Source organism: Psychrobacter sp. AOP7-B1-25 (assembly GCF_052376195.1).
GTDB lineage: Bacteria > Pseudomonadota > Gammaproteobacteria > Pseudomonadales > Moraxellaceae > Psychrobacter.
In genome coordinates this window covers 258,443-275,514 of sequence record NZ_JBQSVK010000001.1, presented here as the reverse complement: position 1 = coordinate 275,514, position 17,072 = coordinate 258,443, and the positions used below count along the sequence as shown (strand labels likewise).

The 17,072-nt window shown below is 43.1% G+C and carries 14 protein-coding genes; 8 read left to right on the top strand and 6 right to left on the bottom strand.

Annotated elements, in window-relative coordinates; translation table 11 throughout:
• Positions 1–151 precede the first annotated feature (151 nt).
• From ACT3QR_RS01060 to ACT3QR_RS01035, 6 genes are all read left to right on the top strand, one after another.
• On the top strand, positions 152–2,095 hold the full coding sequence (locus ACT3QR_RS01060; RefSeq protein ID WP_397476936.1) for an ATP-binding cassette domain-containing protein: 1,944 nt from the start codon (positions 152–154) through the stop codon (positions 2,093–2,095).
• Between the two features lie 521 nt (positions 2,096–2,616).
• Complete coding sequence (gene petA / locus ACT3QR_RS01055) at positions 2,617–3,201, top strand: ubiquinol-cytochrome c reductase iron-sulfur subunit (RefSeq protein WP_444519547.1); 585 nt, start codon at positions 2,617–2,619, stop codon at positions 3,199–3,201.
• A gap of 22 nt (positions 3,202–3,223) precedes the next feature.
• A complete protein-coding gene (locus ACT3QR_RS01050) occupies positions 3,224–4,429 on the top strand; it encodes a cytochrome b (RefSeq protein ID WP_444519839.1) in 1,206 nt (401 codons plus the stop codon).
• Complete coding sequence (locus ACT3QR_RS01045; protein WP_444519546.1) at positions 4,429–5,145, top strand: cytochrome c1; 717 nt, start codon at positions 4,429–4,431, stop codon at positions 5,143–5,145. Before ACT3QR_RS01050 ends, ACT3QR_RS01045 begins: the two co-directional genes overlap by 1 nt.
• Positions 5,146–5,341: 196 nt before the next feature.
• Positions 5,342–5,956 (top strand): glutathione S-transferase N-terminal domain-containing protein, encoded by a 615-nt coding sequence (locus ACT3QR_RS01040; protein WP_444519545.1) that lies wholly within the window; start codon positions 5,342–5,344, stop codon positions 5,954–5,956.
• Positions 5,957–6,088: 132 nt separating this feature from the next.
• Positions 6,089–6,526 (top strand): ClpXP protease specificity-enhancing factor, encoded by a 438-nt coding sequence (locus tag ACT3QR_RS01035; RefSeq protein WP_444519544.1) that lies wholly within the window; start codon positions 6,089–6,091, stop codon positions 6,524–6,526.
• A 149-nt stretch (positions 6,527–6,675) separates the two neighbouring features.
• Here ACT3QR_RS01035 and dcd read toward each other — a convergent pair whose 3' ends face one another.
• From dcd to ACT3QR_RS01005, 6 genes are all read right to left on the bottom strand, one after another.
• On the bottom strand, positions 6,676–7,251 hold the full coding sequence (gene dcd / locus ACT3QR_RS01030) for a dCTP deaminase (protein WP_444519543.1): 576 nt from the start codon (positions 7,249–7,251) through the stop codon (positions 6,676–6,678).
• A 134-nt stretch (positions 7,252–7,385) separates the two neighbouring features.
• Entirely contained in the window at positions 7,386–8,609 is a 1,224-nt protein-coding gene (apbC, locus tag ACT3QR_RS01025) for an iron-sulfur cluster carrier protein ApbC (RefSeq protein WP_444519542.1), read from the bottom strand.
• Between the two features lie 196 nt (positions 8,610–8,805).
• Entirely contained in the window at positions 8,806–9,606 is an 801-nt protein-coding gene (locus tag ACT3QR_RS01020; protein WP_444519541.1) for a 3-hydroxybutyrate dehydrogenase, read from the bottom strand.
• Positions 9,607–9,748: 142 nt separating this feature from the next.
• Positions 9,749–10,378, bottom strand: coding sequence for a 3-oxoacid CoA-transferase subunit B (locus ACT3QR_RS01015; protein WP_444519540.1), 630 nt, complete (start codon positions 10,376–10,378; stop codon positions 9,749–9,751).
• A 140-nt stretch (positions 10,379–10,518) separates the two neighbouring features.
• Positions 10,519–11,232: a CoA transferase subunit A gene (locus ACT3QR_RS01010; RefSeq protein WP_444519539.1), complete on the bottom strand. Its 714-nt coding sequence runs from the start codon at positions 11,230–11,232 to the stop codon at positions 10,519–10,521.
• A gap of 162 nt (positions 11,233–11,394) precedes the next feature.
• Positions 11,395–12,735, bottom strand: coding sequence for a short-chain fatty acid transporter (locus ACT3QR_RS01005; RefSeq protein WP_444519538.1), 1,341 nt, complete (start codon positions 12,733–12,735; stop codon positions 11,395–11,397).
• 406 nt (positions 12,736–13,141) lie between these two features.
• On the opposite strand from ACT3QR_RS01005, the gene ACT3QR_RS01000 reads away from it, so the two are divergent.
• Both ACT3QR_RS01000 and metG read left to right on the top strand, forming a co-directional pair.
• On the top strand, positions 13,142–14,557 hold the full coding sequence (locus ACT3QR_RS01000) for a GntP family permease (protein ID WP_444519537.1): 1,416 nt from the start codon (positions 13,142–13,144) through the stop codon (positions 14,555–14,557).
• Positions 14,558–14,920: 363 nt separating this feature from the next.
• Positions 14,921–17,014 carry a methionine--tRNA ligase gene (gene metG / locus ACT3QR_RS00995; RefSeq protein ID WP_444519536.1) on the top strand — a complete coding sequence of 698 codons (2,094 nt, stop codon included), beginning with the start codon at positions 14,921–14,923 and terminating at the stop codon, positions 17,012–17,014.
• Positions 17,015–17,072 lie beyond the last annotated feature (58 nt).

Sequence of the window (17,072 nt, the reverse complement as noted above, 5' to 3'; positions counted from 1 at the left end):
AACATAATCATGGAATAGGAGCCGTTAGTAAAAGCAGTAAATAGTACTGATAAAACTATTTACTCCCACTACAGTGACGCGGTGGCATGTTATACTGCAGACAATTTTGCAACAACCCCTACCTCACTATTATATAAGCTTAAGATACTCTATGGCACTGATTCATTTAAAAGACATTCACTTAGCCTTTGGCGTCGCGCCTGTTCTTGATGGTATTGATTTTTCTATCAATACAGGCGAGCGTGTGTGCTTAATTGGCCGTAACGGCGAAGGTAAATCTACTTTGTTTAAACTGATCAATGGCTCATTGCAGCCTGACAGTGGCGAGATTATTACCAACAGTAGCATGCGTGTAGCAATGCTAGAACAAGACGTTCCCGAGACCAGTGGTCGCATATTAGACATCGTTATGGGCGGCAGTCGTCGCACGGCTGATTTGCTCATTAACTATAATAAGCAAGTCGATATGTGCGCGAATGGCGATATGGATGCCTGTGAGCATATGGCGACCCTACAGCATGATATCGACGCGGTACATGGTTGGGACTTAGAACGTGATGCCATGCGTCTGATTACGACCATGGGCCTTAATCCAGAAGACGACTTATCATCTCTATCTGGTGGTCGTAAACGCCGCGTGTTACTTGCTCGTGCGCTAGTTACTAAGCCTGATGTGCTACTACTAGATGAGCCAACCAACCATTTGGATGTCGAAAGTATCGAATGGTTAGAGCGCTTTTTGCTGGATTGGCAAGGTTTGACGTTGTTGTTCGTGACTCATGATAGAGCATTCGTCAATAAACTATCGACTCGCATTATTGAGCTTGACCGTGGCCAATTGACCAGTTATGACGTAACACAAGGTGAAGGTGGTTACGCGCGCTATCAAGAGCTAAAAGAGCTACAGTTACAGGCTGAAGAAAAGAACAATGCCAACTTTGATAAAAAACTGGCACAAGAAGAAGTTTGGATTCGCCAAGGTATCAAAGCACGTCGCACCCGTAATGAGGGCCGTGTACGTGAACTAAAAGCCTTACGTGAAGAGCGTAGCGATCGCCGTGAGCAAGTGGGCAATGTAAACATCACCATGGGCCAAGGCGAGAAAAGCGGTAAGCTTGTCTGTAAAGTTAAAAACTTACATCTTGAGTATGATGGCAATGTCTTGGTAGATGATTTTACGACCACTATTATGCGTGGCGATAAGATTGGTATTGTCGGCCCTAACGGTGCTGGTAAAACTACGCTTATTAAAGCCCTACTCGATATGTCTGATGATGAAGTCACCAAGTCTGGTAGTGTCGAATTAGGTACTAATCTGAAAATCGCATTCTTCGATCAGCTGCGTGATCAGTTAGACCTTGAAGCAAGCGTTGCACAAAACGTTTCGGAAGGTTCTGACTTTGTCGAAGTTGGCGGTCGCAAGACGCACATCATGAGCTACTTGCAAGATTTCTTATTTGCACCAGAGCGTGCACGTACACCTGTCAAAGCCTTGTCTGGTGGTGAGCGTAACCGAGTACTACTGGCCAAGCAGTTATTAAAACCTGCCAATATTTTGGTACTCGATGAGCCGACCAACGATTTGGATATGGCAACACTTGAGCTATTAGAAGAGTCAGTCGCCAGCTTTGGTGGTACGATTTTGCTAATCAGTCATGATCGTTCATTCATGGACAACGTCGTTACCTCTACGTGGGTGTTTGGCGAAGATGAAGACGGCAAAGGTACTGTTAGTGAGTATGTAGGTGGTTATCAAGAGTACCTCGTACAAAAAAACCGCGAAGAAGCATCCCGTGCTGCCAAAGCACCTGCCAATAACGCAGCAACCAACAAAGCGACAAACAAGTCTGGCGCAGCAGCGAAGCCAAATAAGGCAGCCAAAAAGCTAAATTATAATGATCAACGCGAACTGGATAACTTGCCAAAAGAAATCGCTGCACTCGAAGCCGAACAAGCTCAATTGCAAGAAAAGCTGGCCGATGGCTCTTGGTTCAATACTGACTTTGATGCGGCGACAGCTGCTAGTGAGCGTCTCCTAACCATTGAAGATGAGATGATGCACAAGCTTGAACGTTGGAGTGAGCTTGAAGGCTAATAATGGCAACTCTCTAACTGAGTTTATTGGAATATCGCACATGTACTGCGTATTGCGTATTTCGATAAATAAGTTTCTGATAGTCTGACAAAACCTTATTAATCATTATGAAAACATCACCACTTTATTATATAGAGTGGTGATATTTGTTTTACAGCAACTTACAAAGTAGTTAGATGGTGAAAGTTAGTGAACATTGCCTGAATTTCAAGTATCATTCGCTATTGCTGAAAATCCTTATTATTTATAAGGTCATCACATCATAATCCTTGTTAAAGCAAAGTTAGCGTTAAACGTTGATAATCCAACTGTTTTAGTTTGATTGTCATATTCAACCTTCTAATATGTCCTATTGAGGTTGCTTTATTTTTAACGCAATAATTTATTTTATCACCGAAATAGCTTAGAATAGCAACAATTAGCAAAATTAGGCACAGCTAAAGTGGCTTGATATTGTATATTTTCTAAGCCACAAACCCAGTGTGGGATAATCCCATTTCATTCACCTGGAGGAAGTATTAATGAGCCAAGCCGAAGGCGTTAATGTACAACGCCGTAGAGTTCTTATTGCCTCAACTGCCGCGATTGGTGCAGCTGGGGTAGCTGCCGTGGCGACACCTTTTGTCCGTTCTTGGTACCCAAGCGCTAAAGCTGAGGCTGCAGGGGCTGCAGTGACCCAAGATATTGGTTCTATCGAAGATGGACAAATGATCGTCGTCAAATACCGTGGTAAACCTATTTATGTGGTTAAGCGCACCGAAGACATGATTGCAGGATTAGAGTCAGTCAAACCTCTATTATCCGATCCTGAGTCTGATGCGTCTCTACAACCTGAATATTGCAAAAATCCTACTCGCTCTTTAGATCCAACCGTATTGGTGGTCGAAGGCGTTTGCACACATTTGGGCTGTGCACCAAACTACCGTCCTGATGTGGGCGCGGTGGATTTAGGTGGTAATGATTGGTACGGCGGATTTTTCTGTCCGTGTCACGGGTCAAAATATGACTTAGCAGGTCGCGTATATAGTGGCGTCCCTGCACCACTTAATTTACCCGTTCCAGAATATGGTATGGATGGTACCATCTTGACGGTTGGGGAGGCTTAATATGAGTATGGGTAAAAAGTTAATGCATTGGGTGGACGCGCGTTTTCCAGCGACTGAAACCTATGAATACCATATGTCAAAGTACTACGCACCAAAGAACTTTAACTTTTGGTACTTCTTTGGCGTGCTATCAATGATTGTATTGGTTAACCAATTGGTGACTGGTATATGGCTGACGATGATGTACAACCCAAGTGCCGAAGGGGCATTTGCGTCTGTTGAATATATCATGCGTGACGTAAAAGGTGGTTGGCTCATCCGCTATATGCACTCAACTGGCGCGTCTGCGTTTTTCGTTGTTGTATACCTGCATATGTTTAGAGCCTTGCTATACGGTTCATACCAAAAACCTCGTGAGCTTATTTGGCTCATCGGTATGGGTATCTATCTAGCATTAATGGCAGAAGGTTTCTTTGGTTACCTACTACCTTGGGGCAACATGTCATTCTGGGGTGCTCAGGTTATTTTGAATCTTCCTGCGGCGCTACCTGTGATTGGTGATGGTCTTGCTGAATGGGTACGTGGTGATTATATCATCTCAGGTATCACGCTTAACCGCTTCTTTGCGCTACACGTTGTTGCTATTCCATTAGTACTGGTAGGCTTAGTCTTTATGCATATTGTGGCGTTGCATCATGTGGGTTCAAACAACCCTGATGGTATCGACATCAAGAAGCTAAAAGATAAAAACGGCATACCGTTAGATGGTATTGAGTTCCACCCATACTACACTGTGCATGACATGGTTGGTATTGTTGTGTTCTTTATCTGTTTCTTTGCAGTGGTATTCTTCTTCCCAGAAGGCGGCGGCTTCTTCCTTGAGCCACCAAACTTTGAGACAGCGAACTCGCTGAAAACACCAGAGCATATTGCACCAGTATGGTACTACACGCCTTTCTACGCCATCTTACGTGCTGTTCCTGATAAGCTCGGTGGTGTTATCGCAATGGGTGCTGCAATTGCTGTATTGTTCTTGATTCCGTGGCTTGATAGATCACCTGTACGCTCTATGCGTTACAAAGGCATCTTGTCTAAAATCGCGCTTACTGTATTTGCTATTAGCTTTGTAATACTAGGCTACTTAGGTGCGACGCCTGCTACACCAACGGCAACTATCATGGCTCGTGTATTCACGATTCTATATTTCTTATTCTTCTTATTGATGCCGTTCTACACTGCCATTGAGAAGTGTAAACAGCCACCAGAACGCGTTACCGGAGGTCACTAATGAACACGCTAATTAAATCCCTAGCGGGACTAGGCTTCGGCGCGGCATTGACCTTAACGGCTGGTAGCGCAATGGCAGCTGGCGGTGGTGGATGTGGTACATTCGTCAATGCTGAAGGTGTTGAAGAACACTTGGCTTGTAGTACAGCCCCAATTGATTTTACCAACAAGGGCTCACTACAAAACGGTGCTAAAATCTTTATGAACTACTGCGCTGGGTGTCACTCAGCAGAGTATGTTCGACACTCTCGTATTGCTCAAGATTTAGAGATACCGCCTGAATTGGTTGAAAAGTATCTGATGGTCACTACCGATCAAATCGGTGACCATATCGATGCTGAAATCGATCCTGATGTACAAGCATCTTGGTTTGGTGCAGCGCCTCCTGATCTATCACTTGAGACGCGACTGCGTGGCGATGATTGGGTATACACATACCTACTATCGTTCTATGAAGATCCAAGCCGCCCTTGGGGTGCAAACAACTTAGTACTAGCAAACGCTGCTATGCCTCATGTCTTGCACAATATGCAAGAAGAGTTAAGCCAAGAAGAGTTTGAGAGCGAAGTTGGTGACTTGGTTAACTTTATGGCGTGGATGGGCGAACCTGCTCGTCATGACCGTCAAGTGATTGGTTTCTTTGTGATTCTATTCTTATTAGTACTGCTCATCCCAGTTTACTTATTGAATAAAGAATTCTGGAAAGATGTCAAATAAGTCATAGTTAGTAGACAATTCTGAGAAATAAAAAAGGCACTACTTCGGTAGTGCTTTTTTATACCTTCATATTAGGCTGTAAATCCTAGATAAGCTGGAAAATAAGTCGCTCAGCGCTAATGTTTACGTACTCTACCTTGATAAACCTTGCAAGTTTGTTTACGATGACAGCCTTTACTATTAACATTAGGCTTTCATGATTGATGCGAATGACATTCCAAGTAGTCAACTGATTTTGTATGCTGATGATGGCTACGACAGTCATGTGGTACGCCTATTACTTGAAGAAAAAAAGCTCGCTTACTATTTGTCTCGTCTGCATTCTGAGCGCCCTGAAGATTTGACTGAGCTAAACCCCTATCATACCTTGCCTGTATTGCAGCAGCGTGAGATTGCGCTTTATGAGATTAATGTCATTTTTGAGTATCTTGAAGAGCGTTATCATACCAATAAATTGCTACCTGAGACACCGCAAGAACGTGCACAGTTTCGCCAATTGGCTTGGCGTATTCAACGTGATTGGTTAGTACTCGGTAAGCGTCTGCTAACACATCCAGATAGCTTCAATAAAGCACAAGCTGCCGTTGCCAAAAAACAGCTTAGTGATTCGTTAATTACTCTATCACCACTGTTCGCTCATAAACCATATTTTATGGCTGATGAATTTGGTTGGTGTGACGTACTATTATCCCCGCTATTATGGCGATTAGATGAGATGGGAATTGAGCTGCCACGTGCCATTAGCCGTCCATTGTTTGAGTACCAAACCAGAGTATTTGAGCGCAGTAGTTTCCAAAAAAGTGTGCGCTAATTAGACAAGTATTAAAAGCTGTCCTAGAATAAAGTATAAATAAGATAGACGTTAATTAGCCTTTATTATTTGATAAACTGCTAAACGAGATATTTTTCATTATTAGAAATTATTAGTATAGGAAGTCATTAGATGAGCGAAACCACCTCTATTACACCTACCCGTCCTTATATGGTACGCGCACTATATCAATGGATTGAAGACAACGCTCTGACACCGTATTTGATGGTCGATGCTACTGCTGACAATGTGCAAATCCCAACCGAGCATGTGCAAGATGGTCGTATCGTATTAAATATCGCCAGTCGTGCTACTGGTAACATGAGTATGGAAAATGATTACATTCACTTTAGCGCTCGCTTTGGCGGTGTATCACAAGAAATCTGGGTACCGCTTACTGCAGTGATGGGTATCTACGCCAAAGAAAACTCACAAGGGATGTTCTTTGATCCAAAAGAATATGACAACTACCAGCCGGAAGACGATTCAACGCCAATGTCTAAAAATCCCCCTGTCAAAACGCCTAAACCAAAGCGCGATAATAAAGCAGGTTTGAAGGTCTTAAAATAAAAAGCCTTGAAATAAATAGAACCTTAAACCAGTTCTATTTAACACAGCAAAAAAGCCAGTCATATTAAATATGACTGGCTTTTTTGTTACCTATTTGAAGGCTTATCAGCTTTATATACCTGATGATATTTCAAACTGGTATCTACTGATTATGTTCTTGGCAATGTCACACCACGTTGACCTTGATATTTACCACCACGGTCTTTGTAGCTGGTTTCGCAAACATCATCAGCATCACTTTGGAAAAACAACATTTGCGCCACCCCTTCGCCAGCATAGATACGTGCTGGTAAATTAGTGGTATTACTAAATTCCAAAGTCACGTGCCCTTCCCACTCAGGCTCAAGCGGCGTGACGTTAACGATAATACCGCAGCGCGCGTAAGTCGATTTACCTAGACAAACGGTTAATACATCACGTGGAATACGGAAATATTCCATGGTACGAGCCAACGCAAACGAGTTTGGTGGAATGATACATTCATCACCCACGATGTCAATAAAGCTTTTTTCATCGAAGTTTTTAGGATCAACGACAACTGAATGTACGTTGGTAAAAACTTTAAACTCAGGCGCACAGCGTACGTCATAGCCATAGCTTGAAGTGCCGTAGCTAACCAAACGCTCGCCTGCATCATTAAAGCGCACTTGGCCCGGCTCGTATGGTTCAATCATGCCGTGTTCTTCGGCCATTTGACGAATCCAGCGGTCAGACTTAATAGACATTGTTGTTCCTTAGCAAATATTTAATAGCGACGATTATACGGAATTGACAGCTAGATTTATAGCATGATAGCTGTTTTATCATACATTGGTTTTAGACTGACTAAGCAACCAACACCCTACCTCATTATTATCTACTAGAAAATCCGCTTATCATCGACAGGCTTTGCGAATTTATTGATATTGGTTTCGATGTTTTTGGCAATGTCTAGATAATATTGTGCAAAATCATCATCAGCCAAGACGCTTGGTACACCTTTATCAACTTGTGCACGAATACCACTGGCAAGCGGTAGCTGGCCCAATAGTGGTACATGATATTGCTCAGCGATAAACTCACCACCACCTGTACCAAAGATCGCTTCAGTATGATTGCAATTACTACAAGTATGCAGCGCCATGTTTTCAACCACACCCAATACTGGAATGTTTGTCTTATTAAACATCTCAACGCCTTTTTGCGCATCGAGTAGTGCAACATGCTGCGGTGTCGTGACAATGACAGCACCCGTGACTGGAATACGCTGCGCCAATGTCAGCTGTATATCACCCGTACCTGGTGGCATATCAATCACTAAGTAATCTAGCTGCGGCCAGTTAGTTTGATTATACAGCTGCATCAATGCACCTGTTGCTTTTGGTCCACGCCACGCAACCGGCGTATTGTCTCCATCAAGTAAGCTACCGATAGAGAGCATCGCCATACCATGCGCATCGACTGGCACAAACTGCTCGTTCTCTAGCTGCGGCTTTACATCAGCGACACCTAGCATCGTTGGCATACTAGGACCATAGATATCCGCATCCAACACACCAACGCGATTGCCAAGTTTCTGTAATGCTAAGGCGATATTGACCGTAGTGGTTGATTTGCCAACACCGCCCTTACCTGATGCCACCACAATAATATGACGGATACGAGGATGTGCAGCCAAGGAAGCTTGAGTAGGTGCAGCTTTCGTAATTGGTGGCTCAGCGTCAGTACTACTAGCGCTGTTGTTGGCACTAGATGTAGGCTGAGACTCCATCGCATTGGTTGTCTTTGGCATTTGCTTTGGTAAGTTTGAGCCTGAGCCTTTTTCTGGTGCAGGCAGACGCACATTCATATGAATCGTGGTAATGCCATGCGGATGTAGCAACTGTCCAAGCTCTTGCTGGATCACTTCAGGTTTACTATCTTTCGGCAAACGCAAGTCTAACGTAAGTGTTGCGCCATCACGTTCAAGTCCTGTGACCATCGTGGCTATACTAACAGTACCTATTTCATATCCAAGTAGGACTTTGTCAACGGCACTATCACGCTCTGCCTGCTGCTGAGGCGTTTCAGTTTTTGTGGTTTTTTTCTTCATAAAGTTAAACATAGCTACTATTATGGCCTATACAAGTGGGTAGGTCTGGTAGATCACTCAAACTGTATCAATGCGTATGTCGCAATCGATAGTGTGAATGAGTATATTAGCCAAACCTTCTATCGTAACAGTGTAGCTGAATTGGACGCATAAAAAAACCACAACGCCAGTAGGTCTGACGTTGTGGTTTGTGCAAGTTGTACATATATTAATTCATAAACCAGCCATGACTGGCAACGATAGATTGGCCAGTAAATACATTGGTCGGAAAGGCCGCTAAAAATAGCGCTAATTGTGCAATGTCTTCCACTGTCGTAAACTCTTTATCGACCGTATTCACCAACATAATGTCGTTGACCACGGACTCTTCACTGATGCCTTTTTCAGCCGCCTGTTCTGGGATTTGTTTTTCTACCAATGGCGTTTTGACAAACCCTGGACAAATCACATGCGAACGTACCTTATGTTCTGCACCTTCTTTAGCCAATACACGACACAAACCTAGCAGTCCGTGCTTGGCAGTCACATAAGGGGATTTGTATAATGAAGCCTCATGCGAGTGAGCAGATCCCATATAAATGACTGTGCCGCCCTTATCGTCTTTATACATATGCTTAATCGCTGCTTTGGTGGTCAAAAAAGCACCATCCAAGTGGATGTTGAGCATTTTTTTCCAATCGCTAAACGCCATTTTATCGATAGGATCAATGATCTGAATGCCAGCATTAGATACCAAAATATCAATACTACCAAAGGTATCGACTAGCTGTTGTACACCATCGTTTACCGCATCTTCTGAGGTAACATCCATAGCAATCGCTAAAGCACGTCCACCAGCAGCTTCAATAGCATCGACAGTTTTTTGTGCTGCTTCGAGGTCAATATCAGCAATACCAACTGCTGCGCCTGCTTTTGCATACGTTTCAGCGATGTCACGTCCGATACCGCTTGCAGAGCCAGTGACCAACGCTACTTTGCTTGTTAAGTCTTGTTCTAATTGAGTCGCCATACATATTCCTTATCATGGTCTAAAATATTATTGGTTTTTATAAAAATTGAACTGAATAAATACGCCACTATAGTCATAGTGGCGTATTTATTTGCGAGATAGATCATACTAATCTTAAGACTCTCACTTTACTGTACAAAGTTTACTGAATAATACTTACTGGCGTTTTTTCTTGTAACTCGTCAAAGCTAATACCATCTGCTAGTTCAACCAGCTTCAGACCGTCATCAGTCACGTCTAATACGGCAAGCTCAGTGATAATACGATCGACCACACCTTTACCTGTCAGCGGTAATTCACAGTTGGCTAGAATTTTTGGGTCACCGTGTTTGTTGACCTGCTCCATCAATACAATCACACGCTGCACACCTGCGACCAAATCCATCGCACCGCCCATGCCTTTGACCATTTTTTTAGGAATCATCCAGTTGGCCAAATCACCTTTTTCTGAGACTTCCATTGCGCCCAATATGGCCAAATTGACATGACCACCGCGAATCATCGAGAAAGACTCTGAACTACTAAAATAACTGGCTCCTGCTTCTGCAGTTACTGTCTGCTTGCCTGCATTGATCAAGTCTGCATCGACATTTTCTGTTGTAGGGAACTCACCAATACCTAGCAAGCCATTCTCTGATTGTAACCATACGTCTACGCCTTCAGGAATGTAGTTGGCGACCAACGTTGGAAGACCGATGCCTAGGTTCACATAGTAGCCATCTTGTAGCTCTTTTGCAGCGCGTTGCGCCATTTGCTCTCTTGTCCATGCCATGCTGATTTCCTTATTTTTTGCGATATTCTATTTTATTCATCTAGACAGCCAGTTATCTAATCAATTAGCTGTCTAAACTACTATCAATCTAAAATTAACGATTAATTCCACATACAATTAAGCTTCGATCACGTTTTTATTTACGCGCCTTCTACCGCTTTAGTCGTGGTTTTTTCGATACGTTTTTCAGGGCTAGCATTCAGTACAATACGCTGAACAAAGATACCCGGTAGATGCACTTCATCTGGATCAAATGTACCCGTCTCAACGATTTCTTCTACTTCAACGATAGTGGTTTTTCCCGCCATCGCGCAGTCTGGGTTAAAGTTGCGAGCGGTTTTATTGAACATTAAGTTACCCGCCTTGTCGGCCTTTTGCGCCTTGATTAGGGCGACATCCGCGCGTAATGAATGCTCTAGTACGTAAGTACGACCATCAAAGTCACGAGTCTCTTTGCCTTCAGCGACCAACGTACCTACGCCTGTTGCAGTATAAAACGCAGGGATACCAGCACCGCCTGAGCGTAGCTTTTCAGCCAATGTCCCTTGCGGCGTCAACTCAACTTCTAACTCGCCTGCCAAGTACTGACGCTCAAACTCTTTATTTTCACCCACATAGGATGAAATCATTTTTTTGATTTGTCTAGTTTGCAATAATAGCCCAAGACCAAAGTCATCAACACCAGCGTTGTTACTGATACAAGTCAACTCTTTGACTTTACTATCGCGCAGCGCTTCAATTAATGCTTCTGGAATACCGCATAGACCAAAGCCACCGATCGCGAGCGTCTGCCCATCACTGACGATACCTTTTAGCGCTTCTTCGGCACTGTTATATACTTTTGATTGACTCATGCTTGTCTCCTATGACTATATTTATATTTTTAATCCGTGCATAACCTAATGCTGAATTAAGTGTCTCAATTGTCCGTTTGATTGTTGATTGTTGATTGTTGATTGTTATAAAAACTAAGAACTAGAAGCGCAAATAAACCACGCTAGTCTTTCTGTTGAACCTTATACTACTAACCAAAACATACCCATGATAATGGCGCCAGATACTGCCAGTACTATTAGGCAATAACCCATAATCGCACGCGCATCTAAACCTGCAATACCCAACAATGGCAGAGCCCAGAACGGCTGAATCATGTTGGTCCATGCATCACCCCACGCAATTGCCATCGCAGTAATGGCTGGATTAACACCCAATTCAATGCCAGCAGGAATCATCACTGGGCCTTGAACTGCAAACTGTCCACCGCCGGACGGTACAAAGACATTGACCAAGCCAGCACTTAAAAATGCAAAAATTGGAAAGCTGTCTGCAGAGGCAGAGTTAACGAAAAACTCGGTCACTTGCGTACTGATAGAGACCCCATCCACATTTGCACCCGTCATAATGCCCATGATGCCACCGTAGAACGGAAACAATAGCACGATACCTGTAATGCCACCAATTCCTGAGTGTACGGCACGATAGTAACGCTCTAACGTGCCATGTGACAGCAAACCTATGAATAAGAACAGCCCAATGACGATATTTAGTCCCAGATTAAAACCGTTGCTACCAAACTCGCTGATATAGTACATCAGCGCCAAGGCCAATAAGATGACAGCGATAATACGACTATCATCTAATTTTTGTGCAGGCGTGTCTCTCTGGGGTGCGATATAAACTTCTTTTTTGATCAATTTAGGATCAATAACGGTAGGATTCTTTGGATGCATAAAGCGGTTTACGAGTGGCAGAATAACTATGAGTAAACCTACTAGCAGCATGTTGTATCCTGCAAATACGGTCTGCGATAAAGGTACCGCTTCCGTCATGGTGTTACCTGACAACGTCATTAACGTATCACCGCCAGAGCTGAGCGTTAGTGGTATCGAACCTGAAAAACCACCATGCCAAATCACAAAGCCTGAATACGCAGCAGCGACGAGTAAAGGATAATCGACATTGGCTACTTTTCTTGCCAGTGCTTTTGCAAAGATTGCTCCGATAATTAGACCAAAGCCCCAGTTTATCCATGAACCAACCAGCCCAACTAAGGTTGAGACCATAATGGCGGTCGTAGGAGAATGCACTCTACTGGCAAGACTGTCTAGTAAACGTTGAATGAACGGTGCACTAGCAAATGCGTAGCCAGTAACTAGGACCAGTGCCATTTGCATGGCAAAGCTATGCAGTGACCACAGACCGTTACCCCAATGCCCCGCCATCGCAATCATGTCCTGGCCTGTAGTAGCCAGTCCTACAGCAAACGCGATAAGGGTCAAAACAATCGAAAATACGAATGGGGATGGTAGGTAGCGATTGACTAACTGCACGCTCATATTAGTGATGGCACTAAACATATTCACATTCCTTGTAAATTTGATGTTTGGTTTTAAGAGTTATTATTAGAACTTTTTTGAACAATTATCAGACTTGAGAGCGATGATGATCACTACGTCTAGTAAATGGTAAAATTATATTTTACATCAGTATCCATAACAATACATTTTATCTCGCTATATCATGCGCGAGATACTTGTGCTAACTTAACATATTATTTCCATAGCGACTAGAAAATAACTACCAGCGCTTGTGAGTCAACGCTTTGCAGGATATAGATCGGTGAAATATTAATGATTAGCAGCACATCAGTCTAGATTTATGTTTGATAAAATCGACGGTGTAAGCTTGTTTTGATTAATTTTATTGACCCATACCAATAAGCACGGCATACTCGCTGCCTGATTTTTGCCAAGGAGGGCCATTATGTTTAGCACGCTTGCTATTGTTATTACTTTATTATTACTCATGTTCTTTGCTTATCGTGGCTATTCTGTGCTGATCTTAGCACCGATTATGGCAACGTTAGCTGTCTTGCTATCAGGTGACTTTTTAAGCACCATCCCCGCTTATACCGATGTATTTATGGGTGCATTAAGCGGATTCTTACTCAAATTCTTCCCGATATTCTTGTTAGGTGCGCTATTTGGACGCTTAATGGCAGACTCTGGCGCTGCAACCGCCATTGCCAATACAGTCGTCGAAAAGCTCGGTGCCAGCAAAGCTATCCTTGCTGTGATTTTGGTCTGTGCTATTTTGACCTATGGTGGCGTATCATTGTTCGTTGTGGCTTTTGCTATCTATCCAATCGCCAAAGACTTATTTAAAGCCGCCGATATTCCAAAACGTTTGATTCCAGCAGCGATTGCTCTAGGGTCATTTACCTTTACGATGACTGCCCTACCAGGCACGCCAGCTATTCAGAATGCCATTCCAATCCCTTATTACAACACCAATGTATTTGCCGCTCCTATTTTAGGTATTATCGGTGGTACGGTTATGTTTATTGGCGGTTGGATGTGGTTACAGTCACGTGCTAGAAAAGCCAATGCAGCGGGCGAAGGTTATGGTCAGCATGATGATGAAGATGTAGGCGGCGTGGGCGCGTCGGCAAAAGAAGCTGAAGTATTAAACACTCACCAGACTTCGTTTACCATTGCTATGATTCCTTTAGTATTGGTCATCGGTCTAAACGCTATATTGACATATATTATTTTTCCATCGATGGACTTTAGTAGTTTACAGACGCAATTTCCTGAATTAAATATCGCAGGCTCACTCGGATTATGGTCAATTATCATCTCATTGGTCGTGGCTTGTGTGGTGTTAATTCTGCTCCGTATCGGACATTGGAGTAATCTACAAAAAACTATCAACCGTGGTACTTATGACTCTATGTTGCCGATTTTTAATACTGCATCAGAAGTTGGTTACGGTGCCGTTATCGCGTCATTAGCTGGTTTTTTGCTCATTCGTGATAGTATCCTGAATCTAAATCCTGACAACCCTCTGATCTCAGAAGCAGTCGCTATGACTACGCTGGCTGGTATCACAGGTTCATCATCTGGTGGTTTGAGTATTGCGCTGTCAACATTGGGTGAAGACTATCTAAGAATGGCGGTCAATTCTGGTATCGACCCTGAGCTTATGCACCGCGTAGCCGTCATGGCAGCAGGTGGTCTTGATACGCTTCCGCACAGTGGCGCTGTTATCACATTGCTAGCGATTTGTGGTCTGACCCACAAACAGTCTTATTTGAACTTGGCGATGGTTACAATGGTCATTCCATTGGTCGCTGTGGTTACTGTCATTGTCTTAGGTACGATGTTTGGTTCATTCTAAAGTAGCTTGGTTAGTCGTTGTTATTAACTACTGGACTAACTACTGATATCTAGGCGAATAATCCAGAACTAAAAACCCACTTGGTATACTGCTTAGTGGGTTTTTTATGGCTAGTTGACAACCATTTTATAACTACCAAATTTAATGCAAACCTATTATTTATGGTTAATAAATGTCTGACGAATGAGAAGTAATTACTAAGGAATATCACAAATTTATCTGAATTACGGTATCATAGGCGCACTTTTTAAATTTTCATTATTTTTAGAAGTTTTTAGCATTAACGATGTCGCATCGACGAGCGATGAACTGCTTAAGATGTGCGATAACCAACCCGTTTATATAAAAATATAGGTGATAAAAGTGCGTGAGATTCTAGTAACCAGTGCCTTACCCTACGCCAATGGTGACATCCATTTGGGGCATCTTTTAGAGCATATTCAAACTGACATTTGGGTGCGTGCGATGAAAGCACAAAGCCATAAAGTTACTTATGTCTGCGCAGATGACGCTCATGGCACTGGCATTATGCTCAAAGCAGAGGACAATGGCGTGACGCCAGAAGAACAAATTGCAGCAGTCAAAGCCTCACACGAAGCAGACTTCTCAAAATTCCTCATTGATTATGATAATTATTACACCACTCACTCAGAAGAAAACAAGCATTTCTCTGAACTGATTTATCGTCGCCTTAATAGTGCTGGTCATATCAGTACAAAAGATGTCGAGCAATTATTTGATCCTGAAAAGCAACTTTTCCTAGCCGATCGCTTTGTCAAGGGAGAGTGCCCAGAATGTGGTGCGGCAGATCAATATGGCGATAACTGTGAGGTTTGCAGCACGACTTATAATGCCGTAGAGTTAAAAAATCCACGCTCAACTATTTCAGGCGCAACCCCTATACTCAAAACGTCCAAACACTATTTCTTTGATCTACCAGAGTTTGAGCAGTTCCTGAAAGAGTGGACACGCAGTGACAATCGTTTACAAACGTCAGTGGCTAATAAGCTGCAAGAATGGTTCGATTCCGGACTAGCCAGCTGGGATATCTCGCGCGATGCACCTTACTTTGGCTTCCAAATTCCAGATACCCCAAGCGACGAGCCAGATAAATATTTTTATGTGTGGCTAGATGCACCTGTTGGTTACATGGCAAGCTTTAAAAATCTATGTGATAAGCGTTCAGGTACAGACCAAGCGCTTGATTTTGACCGTTACTGGGCACAAGAAAACGAGCAAAAAACTGAGGTCTATCACTTTATCGGTAAAGACATCGTTTATTTCCATGCCTTGTTTTGGCCTGCGATGCTAGCTGGTAGTGAGTTACGCACGCCAACTGGTGTTTTTGCCCATGGTTTCTTGATGGTCAATGGCGAAAAAATGAGTAAGTCACGTGGCACCTTTATCAATGCCAAAACTTATGCAGAACATTTGCACCCAGAATACCTGCGCTATTACTTCGCCAGTAAGCTGTCTGACAAAGTTGAAGATATTAATTTCGATCTGAATGATTTTATGCAAAAGGTCAATTCTGACTTGGTTGGTAAAGTCGTCAATATCGCCAGTCGTAGTGCTGGGTTCTTGGTGAAGAAGTACGACGGTATGCTGTCAGAAGTTTGCGTCGAGTCAGCGTTATTAGAAGACATTACCAAAACTGGTGATGAGATTGCTGCTGCCTATGAAAACCGCGAATTCTCTCGTGCCATGCGCTTAATCATGCAATGTGCAGATAAAGCCAATGAATATATTGATGAGAAAAAACCGTGGTCGCTTGCTAAGATCGAGGGCACAGAGCAAGAAGTTCAAGACGTTTGCTCGGTCGCTATCAATATTTTCCGTCAATTGATGGCTTATCTCGCGCCAGTACTACCTGAACTGACTGCCAATGCCAAAGAGTTCTTGAATCTTGATGACCTCAGCTTCGCCAGTCGTAATGAGTGGTTACTTGGACACAAAATTAATAAGTTTAAACCATTGATGCAGCGTATCGAAGCGAAAGACATTGAAGCGATGGTAGAAAATTCAAAAGCCTCTCTGGCACAAACAGACGCTACTGCCACGAATGATAGTAGCAAGCCTGCCGCAAAAGACAAAGCACAAACAACAGACGTTGATACTGAGCAAACTGACTACATTGGTATCGAAGACTTTTCCAAAGTTGAGATGAAAGTAGCACACGTCTTAGAGTGTAACCATGTAGAAGGTGCTGATAAGCTACTACAGTTCACGTTAGATGTTGGTGAAGACAAACCACGCAACGTGTTTAGCGGTATTCGTAAGTTCTATGAGCCTGAGCAATTAGTCGATAAAAAGGTTGTTTGTGTGACAAATCTTGCCCCGCGTAAGATGAAATTTGGTGTATCAGAGGGCATGGTATTGTCAACTGGTGAGCCAAAGACGGGCCTAACCGTCGTTACCTTACCAGATGCTTGTGTTGTTGGTGATGTACTGGCTTAACGGTTATTTTTAAGTTTAAAAAATAAAAAAGATGCCCTAAGTGGCATCTTTTTTTATG